Origin of the sequence: Nonomuraea aridisoli, from assembly GCF_003236395.1 — a bacterium.
GTDB lineage: Bacteria > Actinomycetota > Actinomycetes > Streptosporangiales > Streptosporangiaceae > Nonomuraea > Nonomuraea aridisoli.
Genome location: NZ_POUD01000675.1, coordinates 1 through 441, shown reverse-complemented (window position 1 = coordinate 441; position 441 = coordinate 1). Strand labels below are relative to the sequence as shown.

At 54.0% G+C, this 441-nt stretch carries 1 pseudogene; it reads right to left on the bottom strand.

The features are described from left to right. Window positions 1–441, bottom strand: a pseudogene (locus C1J01_RS48675) (hypothetical protein); the annotation flags it as partial.

Here is a 441-nt window from a genome sequence, read left to right as displayed (position 1 = left end):
GTTCAACCGTGCGCCAGGGTTGTTTTCTTTCAGCCAGGCAAACATGGTGTCACCCAGATCGTGAATCCCCATGTTCGCGTAAGTGTCAGGATATTGTTCAACAAGTTCCGGCATCACCTGCGCCAGCGGTGTGTTGGCGTCATAGTGGCGTTTGAAGGAGCAAAGGGTGTTAACCAGAGTTCCCCATTTCCCACGGGTTACGCCCATAGAGAACAGGAACATAATTTGGAAGTCAGTGGTGCGGGTAGGTACAATGCCGTGGCGACCAAGCCAGGCAGTGACCAGCGCCGCCGGAACACCGGTTTCTTCCAGTTCACCATCTTCACCCATTCCCGGAGCAAGGATGCTGACTTTAAGCGGGTCGAGCATACTCCAGTTATCCGGAATATCTTTGAAGCCGTGCCAGCTTTCGCCCGGATGCATTACCCAGCAGTCCTGAAC